The organism is Arthrobacter sp. SLBN-100, from assembly GCF_006715305.1.
Taxonomy (GTDB): domain Bacteria; phylum Actinomycetota; class Actinomycetes; order Actinomycetales; family Micrococcaceae; genus Arthrobacter.
The window spans coordinates 53,651-72,721 of the sequence record NZ_VFMY01000002.1; the positions used below are offsets into that span (position 1 = coordinate 53,651).

General features: G+C 62.9%; 19 protein-coding genes and 1 pseudogene. 10 read left to right on the forward strand and 10 right to left on the reverse strand.

The window, feature by feature from the left end:
- Positions 1-31: 31 nt before the first annotated feature.
- Positions 32-1,195, forward strand: a complete 1,164-nt coding sequence (locus tag FBY31_RS21480) for a tyrosine-type recombinase/integrase (RefSeq protein WP_142045725.1) — start codon at positions 32-34, stop codon at positions 1,193-1,195.
- Positions 1,196-1,632: 437 nt separating this feature from the next.
- Positions 1,633-3,681, forward strand: a complete 2,049-nt coding sequence (locus FBY31_RS21485) for a tyrosine-type recombinase/integrase (RefSeq protein ID WP_160142499.1) — start codon at positions 1,633-1,635, stop codon at positions 3,679-3,681.
- Here the strand turns inward: FBY31_RS21485 and FBY31_RS21490 are convergent.
- Entirely contained in the window at positions 3,649-4,686 is a 1,038-nt protein-coding gene (locus FBY31_RS21490) for an ATP-dependent DNA ligase (RefSeq protein ID WP_142045731.1), read from the reverse strand. The two genes, FBY31_RS21485 and FBY31_RS21490, sit on opposite strands and share 33 nt — an antisense overlap.
- A 210-nt stretch (positions 4,687-4,896) precedes the next feature.
- Entirely contained in the window at positions 4,897-5,631 is a 735-nt protein-coding gene (locus tag FBY31_RS21495) for a TIGR02391 family protein (RefSeq protein WP_160142500.1), read from the reverse strand.
- 290 nt (positions 5,632-5,921) lie between these two features.
- On the opposite strand from FBY31_RS21495, the gene FBY31_RS21500 reads away from it, so the two are divergent.
- Complete coding sequence (locus tag FBY31_RS21500; protein ID WP_142045735.1) at positions 5,922-6,530, forward strand: RNA polymerase sigma factor; 609 nt, start codon at positions 5,922-5,924, stop codon at positions 6,528-6,530.
- A complete protein-coding gene (locus tag FBY31_RS21505) occupies positions 6,527-7,441 on the forward strand; it encodes a peptidase M56 family protein (RefSeq protein WP_200833489.1) in 915 nt (304 codons plus the stop codon). The genes FBY31_RS21500 and FBY31_RS21505 overlap by 4 nt, the downstream gene beginning before the upstream one ends.
- Before the next feature lie 850 nt (positions 7,442-8,291).
- On the opposite strand, the gene FBY31_RS23585 is transcribed toward FBY31_RS21505, so the two are convergent.
- Positions 8,292-8,420 carry a hypothetical protein gene (locus FBY31_RS23585; protein ID WP_268815660.1) on the reverse strand — a complete coding sequence of 43 codons (129 nt, stop codon included), beginning with the start codon at positions 8,418-8,420 and terminating at the stop codon, positions 8,292-8,294.
- 927 nt (positions 8,421-9,347) lie between these two features.
- Here FBY31_RS23585 and FBY31_RS21515 point away from each other — a divergent pair.
- Positions 9,348-10,418 carry a hypothetical protein gene (locus tag FBY31_RS21515; protein WP_235013241.1) on the forward strand — a complete coding sequence of 357 codons (1,071 nt, stop codon included), beginning with the start codon at positions 9,348-9,350 and terminating at the stop codon, positions 10,416-10,418.
- 118 nt (positions 10,419-10,536) lie between these two features.
- Here FBY31_RS21515 and FBY31_RS21520 read toward each other — a convergent pair whose 3' ends face one another.
- The 3 genes and pseudogenes from FBY31_RS21520 to FBY31_RS21530 all read right to left on the reverse strand — a co-directional run bounded on the left by FBY31_RS21520 (position 10,537) and on the right by FBY31_RS21530 (position 12,632).
- The gene (locus FBY31_RS21520; RefSeq protein WP_142045742.1) at positions 10,537-10,854 is read right to left on the reverse strand and encodes a hypothetical protein; all 318 of its coding nucleotides are present in this window, start codon (positions 10,852-10,854) and stop codon (positions 10,537-10,539) included.
- A gap of 38 nt (positions 10,855-10,892) precedes the next feature.
- Positions 10,893-12,192, reverse strand: a pseudogene (locus FBY31_RS21525) (Y-family DNA polymerase).
- An 8-nt stretch (positions 12,193-12,200) separates the two neighbouring features.
- Complete coding sequence (locus FBY31_RS21530) at positions 12,201-12,632, reverse strand: LexA family protein (RefSeq protein WP_142045746.1); 432 nt, start codon at positions 12,630-12,632, stop codon at positions 12,201-12,203.
- 467 nt (positions 12,633-13,099) lie between these two features.
- Here FBY31_RS21530 and FBY31_RS21535 point away from each other — a divergent pair, with 467 nt between their 5' ends.
- Entirely contained in the window at positions 13,100-13,828 is a 729-nt protein-coding gene (locus FBY31_RS21535) for an HNH endonuclease family protein (RefSeq protein ID WP_200833490.1), read from the forward strand.
- 51 nt (positions 13,829-13,879) lie between these two features.
- Here FBY31_RS21535 and FBY31_RS22905 read toward each other — a convergent pair whose 3' ends face one another.
- From FBY31_RS22905 to FBY31_RS23130, 3 genes are all read right to left on the reverse strand, one after another.
- The gene (locus FBY31_RS22905; protein WP_160142501.1) at positions 13,880-14,023 is read right to left on the reverse strand and encodes a hypothetical protein; all 144 of its coding nucleotides are present in this window, start codon (positions 14,021-14,023) and stop codon (positions 13,880-13,882) included.
- 347 nt (positions 14,024-14,370) lie between these two features.
- The gene (locus FBY31_RS21540) at positions 14,371-15,042 is read right to left on the reverse strand and encodes a helicase associated domain-containing protein (protein WP_142045747.1); all 672 of its coding nucleotides are present in this window, start codon (positions 15,040-15,042) and stop codon (positions 14,371-14,373) included.
- Positions 15,039-15,209 (reverse strand): hypothetical protein, encoded by a 171-nt coding sequence (locus tag FBY31_RS23130; protein ID WP_200833491.1) that lies wholly within the window; start codon positions 15,207-15,209, stop codon positions 15,039-15,041. Before FBY31_RS23130 ends, FBY31_RS21540 begins: the two co-directional genes overlap by 4 nt.
- A gap of 479 nt (positions 15,210-15,688) precedes the next feature.
- Between FBY31_RS23130 and FBY31_RS21545 the strand changes: the two genes are divergently transcribed.
- The 4 genes from FBY31_RS21545 (at position 15,689) to FBY31_RS23135 (ending at position 18,444) form a co-directional block, all read left to right on the forward strand.
- On the forward strand, positions 15,689-16,120 hold the full coding sequence (locus tag FBY31_RS21545) for a hypothetical protein (protein WP_142045749.1): 432 nt from the start codon (positions 15,689-15,691) through the stop codon (positions 16,118-16,120).
- A gap of 75 nt (positions 16,121-16,195) precedes the next feature.
- Complete coding sequence (locus FBY31_RS21550; protein ID WP_142045751.1) at positions 16,196-16,546, forward strand: hypothetical protein; 351 nt, start codon at positions 16,196-16,198, stop codon at positions 16,544-16,546.
- Positions 16,547-17,116: 570 nt separating this feature from the next.
- Positions 17,117-18,094 (forward strand): DUF4192 domain-containing protein, encoded by a 978-nt coding sequence (locus FBY31_RS21555; RefSeq protein WP_142045753.1) that lies wholly within the window; start codon positions 17,117-17,119, stop codon positions 18,092-18,094.
- 197 nt (positions 18,095-18,291) lie between these two features.
- Complete coding sequence (locus FBY31_RS23135) at positions 18,292-18,444, forward strand: hypothetical protein (RefSeq protein ID WP_200833492.1); 153 nt, start codon at positions 18,292-18,294, stop codon at positions 18,442-18,444.
- Between the two features lie 294 nt (positions 18,445-18,738).
- On the opposite strand, the gene FBY31_RS21565 is transcribed toward FBY31_RS23135, so the two are convergent.
- Positions 18,739-18,927 carry a hypothetical protein gene (locus FBY31_RS21565; protein WP_142045755.1) on the reverse strand — a complete coding sequence of 63 codons (189 nt, stop codon included), beginning with the start codon at positions 18,925-18,927 and terminating at the stop codon, positions 18,739-18,741.
- Positions 18,928-19,071: the final 144 nt, after the last annotated feature.

The following is a 19,071-nucleotide window of genomic DNA, read 5'->3' on the forward strand; positions in this document are numbered from 1 at the left end:
TTTGGGAAATACCAGCTGGAAGGATGGGACTGTGACTGGCAACGTCGGCAGGGTCCTGAAAGCTAATACTGGTCTTCCGTATCGCCTCATCTTCCCGGAGGCGGAACACGTGGTGGTGTCATCGTTCCTGCGTGACCTTGCCGCCTCGGATTGTTCGCCGGCCACGTTGCGTAGTTACGCCTACGACATGTTGCGCTGGTTCCGCTTCCTGCACGGGAGGTTTGTGCCCTGGGAGCGTGCTGAGCGGCTGGATGTCAGGGCTCTGGTAGAACACATGCGTGCATCCCCAACTGCAAATACCCTGCGGAAAGGGAGCGACCAGGTCACCGCGGTCAACACGGTGACTCGTAAGCGAGGATTGGGAACCACGTTTTCAGCCAATTCCATCAATCATCAGCTCACGGTTCTGTCCAGCTTTTACGATTTCGCGCTTGAGATGAACCTGGGTCCGCTAGTGAACCCGGTGCCCCGGCAGCGGGGCGTCGGGACACGGGCATACGCCCACCACAACCCGATGGAACAGTTTCGGCCGCCACGGCGGGGGACCTACCGGCAACGTGTTCCAAAGCCGGCGTGGCGGGGGATCCCGGACTCGGCCATGGCGGCTATCTTCAATGGCTTGACGAACCATCGCGATAGGGCCTTGTTGTCCTTTTGGCTTAGCAGCGGGGCCCGGGCGGAAGAACTGCTTGGACTACGGCATGGGGACTACGACTTCGGTGAACACACACTCGTCGTGACTAGCAAAGGAACCCGTAACCGCGATCTCGTGCCTGCCAGCCCTGATGCTTTCGTGTGGTTGGCGCTGTACATGCGTGAGGGCCAGCCGGCCTCGCCTGGTGACCGGGTGTGGTGGACCCTGCACCAGAAAAACCGCCGGCCACTCGGGTATCCGGCCGCGCGTCAGATGTTTGCCAGAGCCCAAAAAGAGCTCGGCTCTAATTGGACCCTGCACGATTTGCGGCACACGGCCGCAGAGCGGATGATCGCCGACCCGGCTTTCACCCTTGTTGACGTGCAAACGGTGTTGCGGCACGTCAACGTCACGACCACAACGATCTACACACAGCCCCGCATGGAGGATGTATTGCAGAAAGTCCTGGAGCACTACGCCAGACCTCCTCGGGAGGCGCCGGGAATCGAGCCAGAGTACGATGATGCGGCGCTGCGCGAACTGCTGGGGCTGGGCGAATGACGGGTGAAACTACCATTCAGGATCTCCGGCTGGCGGCACAGGTCGCCGCGGCCCAAACATATATCCGTGCAAGGGAGTTGCGGCTGCAGGCCGACAGTCCTGTCACTGCAGCCAATAAGGCAATGCCCCGGCAAGCTTTTGACGCCGGAATTTTAGGTCCCCAGGACCAGCACTGGGAGTTTCGGCATCTTCAGTGGCTTGGAGCAGAGGATGCCTTCGCATGGGTTGAGCGCAGTAATGGAGCCTACGGAAGGAGCGGAGAACGCCAAAAATGCACCAGCCTCGCTACACGCGACGTCCTTGGATGGTTGTTGCGTTTTCCGGGGGAGACGTGGGATGAACGATGGTTCGCGTCTGGTCTGGATCAGGCGCCGAGAACGGGACGCACTGAACTTAGCGCACGACTGGCACGACCGATGCGGGAGATCAGCCTGGGTATGACGAGCATTGTCCGTGCCCGGCTCGTTCGACCTTCCTATGAATGGATGTTTTCGTCGAAGCAGTGGAACAACAGCCGTGGGGCCGTCACGTTCCTGGATGCTGCCGAACCGGAGGAAACGCCGCGTATGCGCAGGCTTCCTCAATATCAGGCAGCGCATGAGCTCGTGCGCCGGAATGCTGAGAACGCTATCGCCAGGGTAATGGTGAGAACAGGAAAACGGCTGGGGCAGCTGAGCGGGGAAGACCTTCTCGCGTACTCACATACCGCTCGTATAAACATGCGGCACGCTAAGGAGCATCTGGCATGGGAACTTCTTGTCGCCCTTGGCCCGTTGGCCGGAGAGCCTCCAACGCTGCGGGCCGCCTGGCACGCCAACGTAGTCAACCGTCGGCACACTGTCGAAACCCTGGTCCGGCGCTACGGCATCCCGCAGTCAGGAGTCAGGGATCTGCTGATCGATTACCTTGAAGAGCTCAAACCCAACATGGACTACAGCTCGCTCGAGAGTCTTTCCTACCGGCTGATCCGTTTGTTCTGGGCCGAGGTGCTCGACATTAACCCTGCGCAGCAGAACCTTCACCTTGCCCCGGAGGTTGCAGCTCAGTGGCGCGAGCGTGTCAAGATGACGCTTGGAGGCATGCCCCGCACTGAAACGGCATCAACCTTTTTCGCCGTCCGGGCCCTTTACCGGGACATCGCGGAGTGGTCGCACGAGCAACCCGAACGCTGGGGCGTCTGGGTCGCGCCCATCCCACTTCCACGCGCCGAATCCAAGGCCTCTTCCAAGCGCCGCCGCCAGGTCGTTGCACGGATGCAGCAACGCACCCGATCCCTGACACCTCTGCTGCCGGCGTTCATGCGCTCCGCTGAGGCATTGAAGGAAAAGGGCAGCGCCCTGCTCGAACGCACCTTGGCCGCCGCCCACACGGAGACCTACACCGTCGAGGGGGTCACGTACCGGCGCCACGACCCGCCCGTACGCGCCAAGGCGAACACCCGCGCCCGAATTTGGGCTGAAGTGATAGCAGCGGATGAAGATGCCACGCCGCCTGTTTCCGTCGGAAAGCGGGCCGACATCACGGCATTCGAAGCTGACTGCTTCTGGGGCTGGGCGGTGGCAGCGACCCTCAAGGAAACGGGGGTCCGAATAGAAGAACTGCTGGAGCTGACCCAGCTGTCCCTTCGCCACTATGTGGCCCCCACAACCAACACCATCGTGCCGCTCCTGCATATCGTGCCGTCCAAGAACGACCAGGAACGCCTGATCCCGATGTCTCCGGAACTCGTCAAAGTCCTCGTTGAAGTCCAGCGGCGCGCCCGCGGGACCGGCAAAGCGGTGCCACTTTCAACCCGGTACGATCCCAACGACAAGACCTTCAGCGAACCGTTGCCTCACCTGTTCGCCCGTCTGGTCGGGCCAACCCAAAACGTCTTGTCCTACCACTACGTTCGGAAGCTGCTCATCGGCATAGCTTCCTATGCAGGCCTCAGCGACGGCGGTATACCCGTGACGTTTACACCCCACGACTTCCGGAGACTCTTCGCCACCGAGCTCGTTGGTTCCGGATTACCCCTGCACATTGTCTCGACCCTCCTCGGACACCTGAACCTGGAAACCACCCGCGGGTACACAGCAGTGTTCCCCGAACACGTCATCCAGGCCCACCACGCCTTTATTGAACGCCGCCGGCATACCCGTCCCAGCCATGAACTCCGCCCGGCATCGTCCGAGGAATGGCAAGAGTTTGAACAGCACTTTCTCCTACGACGGGTCGCACTGGGGACCTGTCATCGCCCCTACGCCACCCCCTGCGTGCACGAACACGCCTGCATCAAATGCCGGTTCCTGCAGGTCGACCCCGCAGAGACAGGGCGAATAGAGGATATGACCGCGAATGCGGAAGCGCGCCTGGACGAAGCCCGGAAGCACCAGTGGCTGGGAGAGGTCAAAGCCCTGGAGGAAAGCCTCGTGCACCTTCGCCGCCGACGCAATGAAGTGGCAGCTTCACCTTCACCGGCCCGTGTTTCTGACGTTCAGTCGTGACGGAACGCCGACGTCTGCTGGGTCGATCTCGGGACGGACCCTGCGGAACCTCAGGGAATGCCGGAACGACTGGCCAGACCAAGCAGCGTCGGCAAGCACCTCAACGACGACGGGATCAACGAGCGTCAGCTCGGTCGGCGACGCGTCACGATTGAAACGGTCCAGGGTCGTGCCCTTCACCACCGATGGCCAGGGGTGGGTCCCTGCGGGCGGCCGCAACCAGGGAGCAAGTGCCCTGCTGTCAGCAGCTTTCAACGAGGAGCTGCGGCCGACGATACGCAACTCGCCATCGATAGGCAGCCCGGCCACGATCTCGGTCGGTCGCTCCAGGGGGCCGATGACGGCAGCGCAAATGACGTCCACCTCTGAGACATGCTTGGCCTTAAGCCAGATTCGCTTCCCGCCCATATAAGCCTGACTGCTGCTCTTCGCCAGCAGTCCTTCCATACCAACCCCGGCAAGACCTTCGAACCACTGCCGGGCGAGGTCCCGGTCAGTCGTTTGAGGGGATAACGAGAGCGGGGGAGCCCAGACCGTTGCCAGCTCCTCCAACAGGGTCCGACGATCCGCAAGCGCCAGGTCCCTGACCTCTTGCCCGGCTACACCGAGAATGTCGAAGCCGACAAAATGGGCCGGCCGCTCTGCGGCCATGGACTGCAGTCTCTCCCTACCTGCGGACAACCTCCGCTGGAGGGCTTCAAAATTCAACCTCCCGTCGGACCACACCACAGCTTCGCCATCGACCACACAACCAGGCGGAACCATGGACGCTGCCGCCTCCGCTAGATCCGGAAAATACCGTGTCAGCTCTTTGCCTTGGCGAGACCAAATGCTCACCTGGTCGCGGTCCCGAAAAATTAGGACCCGGTAGCCGTCGAACTTCGGCTCGAAAAGCATCTGGCCAGGCAACGCTGCAGGCGGAGGAACGCCCTTCACAGCCTTCGCCAAGACCACCTCCAGCGGCGGGTGAAGCGACGGAGGAATCACCTCACTGGGCTCTGCCATGCCCTCAGAATAGGCCTCTTTGTGAGGATGCAATCTATTTCAAAGGGTTGCCCTGATGAACCTGAGCGCCGCTCAATTTGTTTGTGACGTGTAATTGCTCGGATTGGAGTGGAGTCTCACAACCTGAACTCGCCGCAGTGAGGTTTGGAGCCACATCAAGTCGGCTTATGCGATGGTCTTGCTGTCCGTAAGGGGATCGCGATCTGAAACTTATATCCGGTGGACTTTGGCCTGGTCGATCCAACGGGCCAGCAAGCTGAAGGCTGCCAGTTGTTCTAGGGCAAGCTGCTCCTCGCCTCCGCGACTTTCCTGCGGCTTATGCATGCCAGGATTGCGGATCGCTGTATAAAGCCCATCCGCAAATGATCGAGCGCCCCGATGATGGTTCTGATATGTCTTGCCCCCGTCGTCTTCTGTCAGCCTGAGTCGCGGCGCACCTTCCTTCGGCTCATCCATTGAGAAGGCCTCATTGAAAAGCGCTGTCTCAGATACATCCATGCGCTCCAGCTTCGCTTGCGTCTCGGCGTTGACGCGGATAGCGGCCTGCATTACGGCCTGATGATAATGCCCTGTGTTCCAGTAGGATCGCCCGTTTTCCCAAGCCCAGGGGTGAAGATTGGCCGCATCCATATCTGGGGCGTTATCCCCTAGATTCTCAGCAAGCTCCGCCGCCCTTTGCATCGCAGCCTTGGCTCTTGAGGCTTGGTCCCGGAGCCAAACAAATTTCATATCCTTCTCTGGCCGATCCTGTCCCCAACCAGGCAGAACACGATCAAGAATCTGCTCCACCACGTGCGCACGCTGTGATGCTTCAGTCTGTGATCCGCGCAGGTGTGTTCCAAGGACTACGACTCCACCGCCACTATTGTCGTAGCCGACTTGGTCGGTCACGCGTAGGAACTGGTCAATTTCTTTGATCGCCCATTCATGGTTCAACTTGCTCATACAAGCATCGTGCCTTGTTACGCCGACATCGCCCGGAAGGCCGGGCCTAGAGCGTATGCAGAGGCAGTGCATCCGTTAGCCGGTCGGACAACAGGAACGCAACGGATGCACTGCGCCTGGGATTCGAAGTCCCGTTTGAGGAACCCTTTCGGGACACACAACATGCAAGAGCGCTAGCCGACCTGAGAGCTCGCCTGGCTCTGCGGGGAAGCGGCCGCCGTCTTTTCCGAAAAATTTGAAGTTTCTCCGCTTCAGTGAAACCTTTTGGGCTTTGCCGGACACTAAGGGGCATGGGGAACAACGAAAGCGGGGAAGAGGAGCTGTGGCACCGAAGCCTACTAGGCCAGGGCGACGCCTTTGGCATCCTCTATGACCGGCACCGAGACAGGGTTTTCCGCCACGCGTACCGGTTGTGCGGCAACCACCACGATGCTGAAGACATCATGGCAGCCTCGTTCCTTGAACTCTGGCGCCGCCGAGAGCAGGTCCGGGTCGTGGAAGGATCCATTCTTCCTTGGCTGCTGGTCACGACCACGAACATGGCACGCAACCGCGTCCGTGCTGCCCTCCGCTACCAGCGGCTTCTGAATTCCCTTCCCCGTAGCCAGGAGGCCAACGACCCCGCTGCAGATCCATATCGGAAATACCAGAACCAGCTCGATCAGGGCCTCACAACCGCGCTGAATACACTCACGGCAGAAGACCTGCATTTGGTGAGCCTGATCGTCTTCGAAGAGCGGACGGTTGCTGCGGCAGCCGCCGTCCTGAACCTCACTCCTGCGGCAGCAAAATCACGGATGCACAGGGCTCGTCAACGCTTAAGAGCCGCCCTCGACGGCGACACATCTACTAAACCGCCCACCGCTCCAACCCCGGTTCTGGAAGGAGAACGGCCATGAAGCAACTCCACGTTGACGACGTTTTCAGCGATGCACTGCGGGCCGAACTGCTGACACGTGTCGAAAAGGCTGCCCCCGCCCGTACACGGAAACGCACCCGCCTCTGGGCCGGCGCTGCCGTCTTCGCCGGCATCGGTGTCTTGGGCGGGGTAGGCGCCACCGCCGGAGGCCTCTTCTCCATTCCGGGTTCAACTCAGGTAACCCCGTTGGCGTCACCTGTGACGGAGACTCGCACGGGAACGGCCACTGTTCAGCTCGGTCCGGCCCCGGAAGGTGCTACGGGCATCGATGTGCAGCTGAACTGCCTCAGCCCTGGGCGCTTCACCCTTGAGGACGGCGCCAACATCATCTGCAGCCAAGCTGACGTGGGAACACGCCAGGACTGGAGCGGCTATACGATTCCTCTCAAGGCCGGAGATGAGAGCATCACGATCACCACCAGCCCCGAGGCCCGCTGGAAACTAACAGCCCAATACGTTGACGCCAAAACCACCGACTGGGGAGTAAACGCCAACGGAGATACCTACGGCGCAGAAAACGACAACGGAAGCCCCGATCTGGTCGCCGTGATAGCAACCAACGGAACACAGGGCTACGCCTATCGGACCGACCTCGATGACGCTAATGGAACCACCGCCAGCAAGACGTTCAAGAGCCCAGCCGATGCTCTCGCCTGGCAGGAATCAATCAAGGGCAAAACGTTCGTCATTCCCGTCTACGACGCAACCGGAAAGACAGTTGTCGGCGAATTTGTTATCAGCGCTGGCGGCGGGGCCTCCGGGATCTCTGGAGAGCCGCCTGGGGAATGCGCGGGAGTTCCGGCGACACTCGGTCCCGGTGAGGCATGGCCTTGCCCCGGTTTGTCGCCAGTAGAGACGGGACTCCCAGCGATCCCGGTGCCTCCCAACTGATTGCTCATTGTCGCAGCACTAGTGCCTACCAACAGAGAGCCTTCGGGCTTTTCAGCGGGACGTCCTGTTCGGGGAACGCTGAACGGGACGCCAGCCGTGAGTGCACACTCTAGATACATGCGGACCCAACGCTTGAAGGGACGCGCTTCGCCTTTTTATGCTCAGTTCTCTTACCTTGCAGTCCACAACGCGATCGCGCCGAATAGAACGATTAGGACTCTTAGTACGTACCACGAGGGGACCGGTCACGGCGCCGTAAATTGCTAACGCGGCTCCACCGCTGCAACCGGTGATGATCCCTCACCGCGCTTCTAACGCCCAGTTAGAGAGTCTGTTTTCAGCGCTTCAGCGTGGCGCATGATGAGAGAAGCTGCAACTAAGACCGCAGAGAATAGGAGGCACACGACTGGGGCTAGCAGGTAAATCGTCGTGACCAGTATTGCCACGGGTGCGTCCCCCACGAATGTAGTGGTGCCGAAATTACCAATGATGAGCGGGCTCATCACTACCAATAAGGCAGCGATTACAGCCAGACCTATCCCGGTACGCATCGTCGCCGTTGACAATTTTGACGCTTCCACCTTGGACCCCCATCCATCAATCAGATGAGTACCAGACAAACAGCACAGCCCGTCTTCTGCAAGGAGTTAGCCAAGAACGTTACCTCCTGGAGACTGTAAATGGTTCTGACGCGCCTTCAGCGGATCCTACGCGCCGCCGAAAACTGTGATGGGCCGGAGGGACGGCCATGAGCACATCCCGAAAGAGGCCCGCCCGCAACCCGTCCCGTTAGTCGGTGGCTGGCCGCGACGCTTCTACGCCGCGTTTGAGGAACCTTCAATGAGACGGATCAGCCCGCCGCAGGGGCGATGTCCCCAAACTGCACTTTGACCGGGCAGCCGGCTGCCGCCGAGTACTTGCGCTCGAGTCCGGCAATGTCCGCCGTTGCCGCAATTGATTCGTCGAGCGTGAGTGCCAAGTGGGATCCATCAGGGGATACCGAAGTGATATTCACGGCGGGGTCTGAGGCCTGCAGTTCGCTGGCAAAATCCCTAAGTCTCCCAGGAGAGCAGGTCGCGGACTCGACCTGAATGTTGACGTTCGGAAACCGGGCCCGTAGGTCCCTTTGCATCGAATCTGTCGGACCGTGCCAATGAACGATGATCCGGGTTCCCTCCTTCACTTCGACCGAGGCAAACCGAGAATTCCCTGCCAGCTCCTGACTCAGCGTGCTGGCCGTAAAGGCAATCGCCCCGTCCGCAGGCGAAATCTCAGGGGTGACCGGTGAGTCCGCAGTGGGTATCGGCTCTTTGGAGACAGGGGCACCTTCACCTCCAGCGACTGTAGACCCTGAGGTGGCGCACGACGTAGCAAAGAGAGAGAAACCCAGCAGGACAACCGTCAAGGTCCTGCACAAGTCTGAACCTTTAATTGGCGCGGCCACGCCTCATAGTATTGAACGCTCCGCCATACGACTACCCGGTCGCACCACTGTTATCGTTCCGGAATCCTCAACGCAGTCCCAATGAGGGGTCCCTCACCGCGACAGCTCCGCTTAGACGTGCCGATTGACAGAGTGCAGTGAATATAGCCGTCCCACTTGGGTTCATAGAGCAAAGTCCCGGGGATTGCGCCGACCCGCGGCATCTTTGTGACAGCCCGGGCCAAGGCCACTGTTACCGGAGGCGCCAGTCCCGCTGGCAGGCCGGCTCCAGCCAGTGACCTGTTAACCGTCATCGAGGCCCCTTCCAGCCTTCGTCGCGGACGCGTCCCATGACCTCCACGCTACGCGTCAGAGGGCTGCAGGAGACCTATCGAGCCCGGCGTGCAGCGGTTCCGTATTTAGTTACGTTATGTATTTTCGTTACGTCTTCCTAAAAGGAACGAAAGACGATAAGATGACGCTATGAGCGACAGCATTGTTGAAGTGGACGCACGCACTTGCCGCTACCCGGGCTGCCAGCGGCCCGCCATGGCAGCGGAGGCCGGCACAGGCCGGCCGCCCGAATACTGTGATGACCCCGCGCATAACCGCGCCTCGGCCTGGCGCGCACGGCAGCGCCCCAACGGGGACGCTGCCCGGGGCGTTGAGGCTCGCCCTGTCGACTCTGCGCGTCAGCGTGCCAGTGAGATCACGGGCCAGGTTAGCGGGATGATCGAGCACCTGGGCGGGCAGCTCGCGACACTTCTTGAGGAACTTCGCACCGTGGGGGATCCCGAGGCGGCAGAAGCTCAGATTGAGTCAGTAGCCAGCGAAGCCGCCGAGCGGGTTGCAGCCGCGAACGCGAGAGCTACCCGTGCTGAGCAGGCTCAGCGCCGGGCCGAGGCCGAGAAAGCCGAAGCCGACGCGGCAGCTGAAGAAGCAACGCGAACGAGCGAGGACCTCGCCCTGGAGCTGTCAGGTCGCCAGCAGGATCTGGACGCCGCCCTGTCCCAGGCTCAGCAACTCACCGATGAACTCGCGCAGGCCCATGCCTCGGCCGCCAGCGATCGGGAACTGGCGCAAGCGGAGAATGCCGGGCTGCGGGCCGACCTTGAAGCACTCCGTGGGCAACTGACTTTGGCTGAACAGGCACGTGACGCAGCCGCAGAACGGGCCGCGACAGAGGAACGGGCCCGGATTGAGGCAGAGCAACGTACCGGAATAGCCGAGAGCCGCACCGAGGCGGAGCGGGCACGCGCTGACCGCGAGGAATCTGCAGCCGAAGAGGCCCGGCGTCAGCTGGCGGCAGTCCGCGCCGACCTTGAGGCCACCCGCGAAGCTGCAGCCGATATGCGCAGCACCGTGGCGACCCTGACGGCGGAGCGGGAGGCCGCCAGAGCCGACGTCGAGCGTGAGCGCGCCCATGGTGAACAACGCGTCAAGGACCTTCACGAGACCTACAGCCACCAAATCGACCAGCTGCGCGCTGAACTGAGCCAAGCCCGCGAGGTGAAGACCCAGGAACGCCGGCCACAAGCCCAGGAAGAGCAATAAGCGGTCACCACGAGGGAGTGTCCGCCAGGGAACCTGGCTGGCGCCTACCGCTTGGCCCAAGCCGTCCAAGGCCCGCCGCAACAGTGCACGGCTGTCCTGGAGGACGGGAGCAGGGCCTTTAGGAGCCGTCATTGATGGACTCCAGCAGCCACTGCTCAGCGAGGGGTTCGCGGCGCAGTTCAAAGGTCCGCAGGGGCGAGTCTGACCCGCCCAGGCGAACCTGAACACGCCAGTGTTCGATGTCAACGACGTTCCCGACGCCTACGGGGACGCTTCGGCGGGTTTCCCACCATGAGTCCCTGGCGAACCAGTGGACCGGTTCTTCGGTGACGGCCCAGATACGTCCGTCGTAGCGGACGGCCAGGGGAGTGCCGGCCTTGGCGAACCGGACGTCAACCGGGGTGTTGAGGGTAGGGGCTTCAGTGGTGACGGTCATCGCAGGTGATTCTTTCTGGTGGTGCTGGGGTGTGGTGGTTAGGCGGCTTTGACGAGGGGGAGTTCGTCCCAGTGGGTGGTGTATCTGGGGGAGAGCATGTCCCGTTTCATGGTCCAGTCCGGCCCGCCCCGGATCCCGCCGTGGCCCAGGCCGATGGAGCCACGCCCGTACCGTCGGGTGACGTCCTCCAGCAGGGTTCCGATGTGGCGTTCCTCGTGCGGGTTTTCGAACAGGGACAGGGGTGCCTGGTTCCCGGTGGGGCGCAGGTCGGTGACCATGATCCCGGCCCGGGCGTACCGGACGCCCTCGACAATCCGGGGCAGGAGAGCATGGCCGGCTTTGGTGAGAATCACCGGGTCAGCGGTCGGCATCGGCAACGGCACACAGACGGAGGGGTAGGAGGTGTCTTTGGGATTGAAGTGCGAGGTGCCGGCGAACGCGGTGAGGACCTTGGCCTGCAGCCCGCGTTTGGCCAGACGTGCTGATGCCTGCTGCCCGTAGACGCTCATCACCTGCCGGATCCCCGCGGCCGTGGTGATGGGTTTGGCGAACGAGCGGGAGAAAATCAACTGGTCCCGCCCGATCCGTTCTTCTTCCATGGGGATGCAGGGGGTTCCCTGCAGTTCCAGGACGGTTCGCATCAGCACGACTGAGAACTTGTCGCGGATCGCGACCGGGTCGGCCCGGACCAGATCGGCGATGGTGAAGATGCCCATCACGTTCAGCCGCCTGGTCAGCCGTCCGGCGATGCCCCACACCTCCTCGACGGAAAGCCGGCCCAGCAATGCCTCCCGCTCCGATGCGGGGATGGAGTCCCAGTGGCACACCCCAGCGAAGGCCTTGTTGTTCTTCGCCCACTTGTTGGCCAGCTTCGCCAGGGTCTTCGTCGGCGCGATCCCGACACAGACCGGCACGCCGACGTTCCGCCGGACGGCGGATTTCATGGACCGGCCCAGCGCTAAAAGCTCGGCAGGGGTTCCTTTGACGCCGAGGAAGGCTTCGTCGATGCTGTAGACCTCCAGCCAGGCCGAGTACCGGCCCAGCAGCTCCATCACTCGGGCGCTGATGTCCCCGTAGAGCTCGTAGTTGCTGGAGAGTGCGACGAGGCCCCATTCCTTGGCCCTGAGGGCGAGCTTGAACCAGGATTCACCCATCGCGATGCCGAGGGCTTTGGCTTCGGGGGAGCGGGTGACCGCGCAGCCGTCGTTGTTGGACAGCACGATCACGGGCTTGCCTTCCAGGGAAGGGTTGAACGCCCGCTCCGCGGAGGCGTAGAAACAGTTCACGTCCACGTGGCGCGATCTGCGGCATGTGCCGCATTAACGCCGGTTTAGACATCGCTGGCCCTAAACGTGGTGGAGGCATCGCGTTGCGACGCCCCAAATGACCAGGTCGGACAGGGCCGGCACTTCGAGGTCCGGGTACGCGGGGTTCTCCGCCTGCAGCACCACCCCCGTGGTGGTGATGCGCAGCCGCTTGATGGTCAGTTCCCCGTCCAGGACCGCGACGACCACACACCCGTCGTGCGGTTCCAGCGCCCGGTTCACAATGAGCTCGTCGCCGTCGCTGATCCCGGCGCCCTCCATGGACTCTCCGGACACCCGCACGACGTAGGTGCTGGTGACGTCCTTGATCAGGTGCGCGTTGAGGTCGATTCGGCCATCAAAGTAGTCCTGTGCCGGCGACGGGAAGCCCGCCGCGACCGGCACCGGAGAGACCAGAACCGACAACAATGAAACGCCCGCATCTATCACACGGGGACCCACGATAATGCCCACAACACACCTTTATTCGAAAATATGTTCGATTAGTTCAGTGTACGCGTCAGGGCTGACAATGGGATTTCCCACCATGTCGCACTGGCCGCAGGATGACCGGGAGGTCTCGGGCGGGGCCGCTGCCCACAACCGGGGACAATTCTGTTCGCGTTATCCACCGCTACGGCTGCCGAAGGGAGCTTCCCGACTGGCTCCCAACATTTCCAGCCGTGGATAACCCGAATTGCCCCCAATCATGGACAGCGGCCAAGGGCGACTTGTGTGCGGGGCAGCGGGGGAGCCGCCCATTCGAAAACGAGACGGTGCAGGAAAGGCAACTGCGGTGAACCGCTGATGTCGCAGGCGGCCATCTCAGAACGTGCGTGCCGTGCGGCAGCAGGGTGTGACAGGCACCATCACGGTGGCTTCCCTTGTCTGTCGGTAGGCGCCGGTAGCGTGAATCTTCACCGACGTATCGATGAAGGACCATGAAGATCACTCACACTGCCACCAAGACCCTGGCCGCCGTTACCGCCCTGCTGCTGGCAGGATCCGTGGCTGGCTGCGACGCTGCCGCCCAGGCTCTTGAGGCCATGGAGTCTGGTCCCGGCATTGCGTCCGGATCTCCTGGCCCGGCCGACCCGGTTGCTGCCGGTGACGCCGCAAAGGCCATCGCTGTGCTGGGCAGCATCCCGGTCAAGGGCCGGGCGCCGAAGACCGGCTACAGCCGGGACGAGTTCGGACCGGCCTGGTCCGACACGGACCACAACGGCTGCGACACCCGCAACGACATCCTCGCTCGGGACCTCATCGGCGAGACCTTCAAGCCCGGCACCAACAACTGCGCCGTCACTACAGGCACGTTGGCTGACAAGTACACCGGGACGACCATCAAGTTCGTCCGTGGCCAGGACACCAGCTCCGGGGTGCAGATCGACCACATCGTCCCTTTGTCCGACGCCTGGCAAAAGGGCGCCCAGCAATTCAGCGCTGACCAGCGCAAAGAACTCGCCAACGACCCCCTGAACCTCATGGCCGCCGACGGGGCAACCAACAGCGCCAAGGGGGATAAGGACGCCGCCACATGGCTGCCCCCGAACAAGACGTTCCGCTGCGAATACGTCACCAAGCAAGTGGGTGTTAAAGCCAAGTACAACCTGTGGGTCACCCAGGCCGAGCACGACGCGATCGCGGGCATCCTGGCCACCTGCGGGTAGGCCGGTCCGGTTCCGAAACAGACGGCAGCCGGTCCTGGCGGGGCAGCGGAATCAGGACACGCGCCGGAAGTGGCCCGGCCTCACCTGAACCAGAATGGGCAGCGCAAGCTGGACGGGGACATCGCCCACGGGCTCGTCGAGCAGCTCGTTGATCGACGTCTGCCCTTTCAGCTCCCCGGATACGTCCCTTTCCATGCCTCGACCCTAGACACCACGCCGGGAAAGGGGTTTCTCAGACACGCTCGGGAAGCAGCAGAGGGCCCTCGTTCAAAGAACGCGGACCCTCTGGATGTAAACATCCTGCTGCTTACAGCTTCGATCATCCCACACCCGCCGCAGGAACAACTGCGGTGCCGATCGAATCAGCACGGTCAGGACAAAGCGCCATTAACCAGGAACCTGTCCTGCGCTTCGCTGCGGCCTGTAAGAGACTTTTCCTGCCCTACATGTGGCTGGGTTGCTCTCCATACAAGACCGCTGATCGTTGCCTTCGGGGTCATCTACCTGTAGCCGGCGCTTAGATCGCAGGGAACTGGACAGGCCTATGTTTGGGGATGTATCCGTCTCCGGCCACCTCGGTGCCCTCTGCCTTCCCGCCAGCCGGGCAGGAGATTGTTCAGCTTCTGCTCTTTGGCCGGGTCCATCCTGCCGGCGCGGTAGTCGATGCGCTGCCCGTGCAGCCACACACCCAGCGTGCGTTCGTGGGGGTCCTCCGTCTTCTGGTGCCGGGGCCAGTCACCGCCGGCGGCCCTGACCTTTTGGAGCTCCTCCAACCGCTGCTGCCACCGCTCATCGTCCTCTGCCTTGCGGGTCGAGGGCTTGTCCCATCCGGGAATCACCGCCAGGGCATCACGGTAGGTGCGGGAGAGGCCTCCCTCGGCAGACTGCCGGCGGCGGTTTGCCAGCCACGCCGCCAGCGCACGCTCCCGCGCCGTCTTCCCGTGACTGACCGGCAGCCGGCCGTGGGCCTCATGGAACTCAAGCACATCGGCCAGGTTTCGCAGGCCAGCTTCGGTTGTCCGAGGGGTTGCAGGGGCCAACGCCGCCTGGTGTTCGTCCCGGATGCGCGGATCTTCCCTCGCGGCGATCTGCAGGTGGTAACGGACAGTAGTTTCCGCGACGCCGGCCGCGGTCGCGATCTTCGATGCCGGCGTACCTTGCCGGTACTGCCGGACAAACCCCGGGTCGGGTGCTGCGCGCCGGGCCTCAGTCATAGTTCTCCTGAGGATCCCTTCGGCGGCGCGGTCCGCTTCAGCTCCGCGATCCGCAGCCGGAGAAACGTGATGACCAAAATCAGGACGTAGATCGCCAAACCGATCAGCACGGCCATCACGATGATGTAGAGCACGGCCAGGATGCCAAAGCTCGGCCCGACGTTCATTGATTCCCCCAAAAATTGCCTAGGCCGTAGCCTACGCGAGAGGCAGCTCTCCTGCTGGACGAAGGCAGGCTCGCAGGGCTCGCCCTGGTTTCCGCTGCGCTCCCACCAGTTGACGGGCGTCCGCTGGCGCGGCCGGCTGTTGGGTCCAGGGCGTGCTGTCGCAGAGCTCCGGACCCCCTGGCCCTATCTTGTCTACGACGTTTTTTGGCTGCTGTCCTTCGGATTGTACGTGCCCGTTCCGGCCCCTCTAGCCCCTGTCGTTCCTCCCGGGGCCTGCGTCCCGGAAAAGTCTTTTCCGGCGCTCCTTCGTCGCTGATTTCCTCCGAAGATTTTCCGTGTCTTGCCCTTACGGGTAGACGGGACTTCACGGGCACAGCTCCGCAAGCTTCGCCAGCAGCCAAAAAACAACGGGGAGAAGGGAAGCTGGCCGGTCACCTGAGCCGCCCCGACACCCCCACGTCTCTGCAAGGACAAAAACCATGACCGCAGTAAGCAAGAAGACCGTGATCCTCGCGGACACCGGGGAAACCATCGAGGGCGTGACCGTGCTGGGCGATTACCACATGAACGGCGGCTACGACTGGATGGAACTGATCGGAGAGCACGGCTGGGCCGTGCTCTCCAGCTGGGGCTGTGACGGCTGGGATCTGGGCCAGTGGCCCTACGTCATGGTCGCCGTTACCCGCACCGCTGACAGCATTGGCAACCTGTTCGGCATCGCCACCTACTGCGAGGGTGACGTGAGATGCACCTATTACCGGACGAAAGCCCGCCTGTGGGACGCGATCTCCGAGCAAGCATTCTTCCACTGGAAGAACGGGCAGGCCCGAGGCCCGGCAGACCTGCCGGAGGCCGCCGCCGAACTGCCCAGCCGGTACCGGATGCCCTACGTCGTGCGGGATGCCGCCTAACCAGCACTGACAACCGCTGTACTGCCCGGCTCGAGCCGGGCAGTACAGCCCAAACGACTTCAAAGGAGCCAGCACATGAGCAACGACACCACCGCCCCCAAGGGCATCACCGCCCTGATCTACCGCGACGCCCTGGGTACGGACTTCTCCAACCTGGGCATCTCCGCCCGCGTCATGGAAGTAACTGTCATTGGCGAGGGCATCGACCCGGTTTTCGAGGCCACCGAGGAACGGCCCGCCGTCCGACTCGTCAAAAATGAGCATTTCCATCGTGAGACCGTGGTCCACGCCGAGCCGGTCACCGCGGCAGGTGAACCCGCCCCGTGGTACATGTTCGGCGGCACGTTCATCTTCAGCAGTGACGCCCGGTTCCGCCGCGCAGCCGGACACTACGGAGCCGTCCCGCTCCACGACCGCCGCGAATAGGGTCGGGGGTGGCCGGTCTTTCGGGGCCGGTCATCGCGGGCGGTCCGCCGTCGTGGCCGGCTCGTACTGCTGGTCGTCTGCGGCGGACCGCCATGCGCCAGGAGCAGGTGCGCGGCGGCGGCCGCCGGCGGCAAGCCTGGCTGGCAGTCGCGTTGGGTTGTTCGTGGCGGGGGAGGAGGGTGTTCGCCAGGGCTCACACCGATAAGGGCGTCCGCTGGCGCGGCCGGCTGTTGGGTCCAGGGCGTGCCGTCGCAGAGCTCCGGACCCCCTGGCCCTTCTTGTCTACGACGTTTTTTGGCTGCTGTCCTTCGGATTGTACGTGCCCGTTCCGGCCCCTCTAGCCCCTGTCGTTCCTCCCGGGGCCTGCGCCCCGGAAAAGTCTTCTCCGGCGCTCCTTCGTCGCTGATTTCCTCCGAAGATTTTCCGTGTCTTGCCCTTACGGGTAGACGGGCCTGCACGGGCACAGCTCCGCAAGCTTCGCCAGCAGCCAAAAAACAACGGGGGGAGAGGGAAGCTGGCCGGTCACCATGATCGCCCCGACACCCCTACGTCTCTGCAAGGACAAAAACCATGACTGAAAAACTGACCATCACCGGTCCCGCCGACCTGCTCGCCACCGTCCCGCACCTGCTCGGAGTCAAGCCCGTCGAATCGTTCGTGGTCCTCACCGCTCGCGCCGGGTCCCTCGGCGCCACCTTGCGGGTGGACGCACCGGAACACGTCGAGCCGGGCACCTACGCCCAGAGGTTGACCAGCCACGCAAACGATGAGCTGGCCACCGCGGCCTACGTCATCGTCTACACCGACGAAGATCTGGGCTACGGCTACCCCTACGCCGCGCACGTCGCGGCGCTGGTGAACGAGTTGGCCGCCGCCCGGATGCCGGTGCGCAACGTCTGGCTGGTGAGCTCCGGCTACTGGGCAGAGTTCGGCACCGACGAGCAGAACCCCCTGGCGCAGATCACCGATAGCCAAGCCAACGCAACATTGACCTACTTCGGTTCCGCCACCGACGTCGACGTCTACAACCCCGCCCTGCTCGGCACCTGGGTCTTGCGGGTCCAGGCGCCGGAAGGCAGCGAGGAGGACATCGAGGCCGCGTGCGCGGCGTGGGCCACGGTGCTGGATTCCACCGGAAACCCTGACCAGGAAACGGCCCGGGAGATCGCGGCGGCGTTCCAGCACAAGATGGTCCGGGACTTCCTGTTCCGCGAAACCATCACCACCCACAACGGCAACTTCGCCGACGTGCTGCTGGGCAAGTTCACCGCCCGGCCTGACTGGAACCGCGTGGACCGGGCCGAGGCCCTGGCCTTCGAGTTGATGAAAGTCGTCCCGACAGGGCAGCGCGCACCGATGCTGACCCTGATGGGCTGGCTGGAATGGCTCAAAGGCAACGGCACCCGGGCGGACCGCTACCTCAAGCACGCGGCCGCGGACGTCCCCGGTTTCCGGCTGGCTGTGCTGCTCCGGGAACTGATCAACCGCGGCTCCGTCGCCGAGGTCGTCCGCGACGCCGAAACCTCCTACAGGCGCCGTATTATCTAACAGCGGAAGGGGCCGGGCCGGGTCACCAAACGATCCCGGCCCGGCCCCTTCGCTTGTGGCGGGGCGGCCTCCTCCGCTGCGCTCCCCCGGCCGCCCATTAACGCTGGCGCGGGCGCAGCCAGCAAACCCAGCGAACGCGCAGAAACCACGGTTACAGTGAAAACCAAGAACACTGGCACCGACCGGGGAGCGCGATCATGGGAACCGACTACATCCTGACCGAGGACGATAAGCCCGGCCCCAACGCCAGCCTGGCCGAAGACATCATCGAGTTGAGCCTGCTCACCGCGGGCCCCGAAAGTACCGGGCCTGTGGACACTGAGTGGGCCCAGGAACACCACAACTTCTAAACACCGGCAGCGCCGGCGCTGCGCCAAGCTTCCTTTTGCAGAGGCAAAACCAAGGGAAGGGCCGGCCACGTGCGGCGTGCACGCGGCCGGCCCTTCGTCATGTCGGCGATTGTTTCGACAACCGGCGCCATAGGATCACGGCAACAAAGCCGTTAAGAACGGCGATGAAACCATCGCCGGCAGCCGGGCGCCCGACGAGCAGGTCCGCAGCAACCAGCATCAGCGATCCCAGGCGGCAACCGTGAACACCACGGCCAGGATCTTCATGGGTGGTCCTCTGATGTTCCGGGCGAGCTACGTGTCCGAGGCGCGCAGGGATACAACAGCCCGGGCAGCGAAGGCGGCGCCGGCAAGAAGTAGCAGGACGGTCGAAACGATGGAGTACCAGGCTCCGCTGTAGCTCAGTGCGGTGTAGACGCCGATGAGAGAGAAAACAGCGGCCCCCAGCGACCAAAGGAGCGTTGCTCTTCCGGTGTCATCCATAGAGTCAGCCTAAAGCACCAAAGATGAGATCGGGCGTCCGCTGGCGCGGCCGGCTGTTGGGTGCTGCCGGTCCGTCGCAGAGCTCCTGCCCGTCATCACCTGTTTTCTACGTCTTCGACGTTTTTTGGCTGCTGTCCTTCGGAT